3 protein-coding genes and 1 tRNA gene are annotated in these 3,344 nt (G+C 60.3%); 3 read left to right on the forward strand and 1 reads right to left on the reverse strand.

Annotation, left to right across the window (positions count from 1 at the left end):
• Positions 1–231: 231 nt before the first annotated feature.
• Positions 232–321 (reverse strand) — tRNA-Ser (locus tag AAZU54_RS27180).
• 288 nt (positions 322–609) lie between these two features.
• Here AAZU54_RS27180 and AAZU54_RS27185 point away from each other — a divergent pair.
• From AAZU54_RS27185 to AAZU54_RS27195, 3 genes are all read left to right on the forward strand, one after another.
• Positions 610–1,299, forward strand: coding sequence for a crotonase/enoyl-CoA hydratase family protein (locus AAZU54_RS27185; protein ID WP_434727891.1), 690 nt, complete (start codon positions 610–612; stop codon positions 1,297–1,299).
• Positions 1,300–1,447: 148 nt separating this feature from the next.
• Complete coding sequence (locus tag AAZU54_RS27190; RefSeq protein ID WP_186557640.1) at positions 1,448–2,167, forward strand: lysophospholipid acyltransferase family protein; 720 nt, start codon at positions 1,448–1,450, stop codon at positions 2,165–2,167.
• A gap of 66 nt (positions 2,168–2,233) precedes the next feature.
• Positions 2,234–3,205: a magnesium and cobalt transport protein CorA gene (locus AAZU54_RS27195; protein ID WP_186557639.1), complete on the forward strand. Its 972-nt coding sequence runs from the start codon at positions 2,234–2,236 to the stop codon at positions 3,203–3,205.
• The last annotated feature ends 139 nt before the right edge of the window (positions 3,206–3,344 follow it).

Here is a 3,344-nt window from a genome sequence, read left to right on the forward strand (position 1 = left end):
GGGGGTGTTTGTGGGGTGCCTGGGCTGGCCCCTTCGCGGGGCAAGCCCGCTCCCAGGCAGGTTTGGGGTGATCTCCCAGGCAAGTTTGAGGCTGATCTCACGTGGGAGCGGGCTTGCCCCGCGATAGCGCCAGCAGCAGCGCTGCATTTAACCAGCCCTGAATACCCTCTAAAATGCACCGCAAAACAAAAAGCCCCCGAACCTTTCAGTTCGGGGGCTTCTCGTAGAATGTGGCGGTGAAGAAGGGATTTGAACCCTTGATACGATTTCTCGTATACACACTTTCCAGGCGTGCTCCTTCGACCACTCGGACACTTCACCGTTTCTCTTCAAGCTATTCAGCCTGTCGAGGCGCGCTAATTTAGTTGAAGGCTCTAATCTTGGCAAGCGTTTTTTTCAGAATTTTCATGCGCTTAAGCAGATCGAACGAAAAACCGGCCAGCCAGGGCAATGCTGCCATTGTACCCAGCACTTTTACCTGTGGCCTGTACTGCGCACCCAAGCGGCAAGGCATAGCGGCCAATGCCTGACTGATCAGTCAGCCTTGCTGCTTTACCTGCTCGCCCGTGCTGGGTAACGTCATTGCCACGCCATCCAAAGGACTCTGCCATGAGCGAGCTGATTACCTACCATGCCGAAGACGGCATCGCCACCCTGACCCTGAACAACGGCAAGGTCAACGCCATCTCGCCGGATGTCATCGCCGCCTTCAACGCCGCCCTGGACCAGGCAGTAGCCGACTGTGCAGTGGTGATCATCACCGGTCAGCCAGGCATCCTTTCTGGCGGCTACGACCTGAAAGTCATGACCTCTGGCCCCCAACAAGCCGTTGGCCTGGTCACCGCCGGTTCCACCCTGGCCCGCCGCCTGCTCTCGCACCCCTTCCCGGTAATCGTTGCCTGCCCAGGCCATGCGGTCGCCAAAGGCGCCTTCCTGCTGCTGTCGGGCGACTATCGGATCGGGGTCGAAGGGCCGTACAAGATCGGCCTGAACGAAGTGCAGATCGGCATGACCATGCACCACGCCGGTATCGAGCTGGCCCGCGATCGCCTGCGCCGCTCGGCGTTCCACCGCTCGGTGATCAATGCCGAGATGTTCGACCCTAAGGACGCGCTGGATGCCGGCTTCCTCGACAAGGTGGTGCCGGCCGAGCAGTTGCACGAGACAGCACTGCACGTGGCGCGCGAATTGAAGAAGCTCAACATGCTGGCGCACAAGAACACCAAGCTCAAAGTGCGCAAAGCGCTGCTGGAGCTGCTGGATGACGCGATTATTCGCGATCAGGAACACATGGGCTGATCCTCCCGGCCTCATCGCGAGGCGTGCCCACACACATCGTGTAGGCGCGGACTTGCCCCGCGATGAGGCCAGCACTGACCGCAGAAGGTTTGCCCCCACCAGTGCACAGTCGTACACTGCCGCGCGACTGTCTGGTGTGAGTCGTACCATGCTTTATCTGCTTCGCATGCTCCTGCTGGGGCTGCACTTTCTGCTGGTCGGCCTAGTCGGCCTGGTGATTGGCCTGTGCCGCCCGTTCAACCCCGACAACAGCCGCCTCTATGCCCGCCTGTACAGCGTGCCAGCCGCCTGGCTGATGCGTATCAAGGTCAAGGCCGAGGTCGGCCCGCTGCATGACCAGCCGCCGGGCTGCGTGATCGTCGCCAACCATCAATCGAACTTCGACTTGTTCATCATCGGCCAAGTAGTGCCGCAACGCACCGTGGCCATTGGCAAGAAGAGCCTGGGCTGGATCCCGCTGTTCGGCCAGCTGTTCTGGTTGGGCGGTAATGTCCTGATCGACCGCAACAACGCCTACCAGGCGCGCAAGGCGATGCAGGTAACCACCGGCATCTTGCGTGACGACACCTCGATCTGGATTTTCCCCGAAGGCACCCGCAACCCTGGCGAGCAGTTGGCCCCGTTCAAGAAAGGTGCCTTCCACATGGCCATCGACGCTGGCGTGCCGATCGTACCGGTGTGCGTCAGTCGCTATGCCAAGCGCCTCGGCCTCAACAGTTGGCGCCAGCGCACGGTAATCATTCGCTCCCTGCCTCCAATCGAAACTGCTGGCCTGAGCAAGCAGGACGTGCCGGCGCTGATCGAGCAGTGCCGCACGCAGATGCAGCAATGCCTGGACCGCATGGAAACCGAGCTACCCCACGCCTGATCGGTTGCTCTCTGGCCTGACACAGCCCAAGCTGTGTCACGTGTTCAACCGAATAAGCGGGCAACCATGGGTCGAGTCGTCGCAGCGGCGGTTTACAGCGCCGGGAGAAAGGTCACCAATATCAGTATCGACGAAGGCAGCGAGTGGGCGAAAAAGCCCGGCCACTTCGTCTGGATCGGCCTAGAAGAGCCCAACGCCGAAGAGCTGGCCAACCTGCAGTGCCAGTTCAACCTGCACGAGCTGGCCATCGAAGACGCGCTGGAAAAGCACAGCCGGCCCAAGTTGGAGACCTTCGGCGACGCGCTGTTCATCGTCACCTATTCGCCGGTTCGCCACGAAGGCAAGCTGGAGTTCATCGAGACCCACATCTTTGCCGGCAACGGCTACATCATTACCTGCCGCAATGGCCACTCCAAATCCTATGCCCTGGTGCGTCAGCGCTGCGAGGCACGGCCGCTGCTGCTCGAGCACGGCGAAGACTTCGTGCTGTATGCGTTACTCGATTTCGTCACCGAGAACTACCAGCCGGTCAGCGAGGCGATCCACGGTGAGATCGAGGAGCTGGAGCAGAGCGTGCTGAGCAATTCGCTCAAGGAAGAAGACATCCAGCGCCTGCACAGCCTGCGTCGCGACATTTTAAGGCTGCGCCGCTACGTAGCGCCCATGGTGGAGATCAGTGAAGAGCTGCAGCGCTTGAGTTTCCCGTTCATCGACAAGAACATGCGTCCGTACTTCAGGGACGTGCAAATCCACGTCACTCGGCAGATGGAAGACCTGGTGAGCATTCGCGATATCGCCAGCCAAACCATCGAGATTGGCATGTTGCTGGAGTCGTCACGGCAAAGCATAACCCAGCGCAAGTTTGCCGCCTGGGCGGCGATCTTGGCGTTTCCCACGGCGATTGCAGGGATTTATGGGATGAACTTCCAGAATATGCCGGAGCTGGAGTGGCACTATGGGTATTTTGCGGTGCTGGGGGTGATTGGGTTGGGCTGCACCGGGTTGTATGCCAGCTTCAAGCGCTCGGGATGGTTGTAGCTTGTAGCAACGCTATCGCGGGGCAAGCCCGCTCCCACGCGGGTAAGTCGCCCTGGCGTGGGGGCGCTCAGAGGGGTTATAGCCTGTTCAACGCTATCGCGGGGCCAGCCCGCTCCCACGCCAGATCCACATACCAGCC

Source organism: Pseudomonas sp. Je.1.5.c (genome assembly GCF_051129895.1).
Taxonomy (GTDB): Bacteria; Pseudomonadota; Gammaproteobacteria; order Pseudomonadales; family Pseudomonadaceae; genus Aquipseudomonas; species Aquipseudomonas urmiensis.

Bases quoted from the DNA above. Each gene is read 5' to 3' on its own strand.
- AAZU54_RS27190 (WP_186557640.1), top strand. From the start codon at position 1,448: ATGCTTTATCTGCTTCGCATGCTCCTGCTGGGGCTGCACTTTCTGCTG.
- AAZU54_RS27195 (WP_186557639.1), top strand. From the start codon at position 2,234: ATGGGTCGAGTCGTCGCAGCGGCGGTTTACAGCGCCGGGAGAAAGGTC.
- AAZU54_RS27185 (WP_434727891.1), top strand. From the start codon at position 610: ATGAGCGAGCTGATTACCTACCATGCCGAAGACGGCATCGCCACCCTG.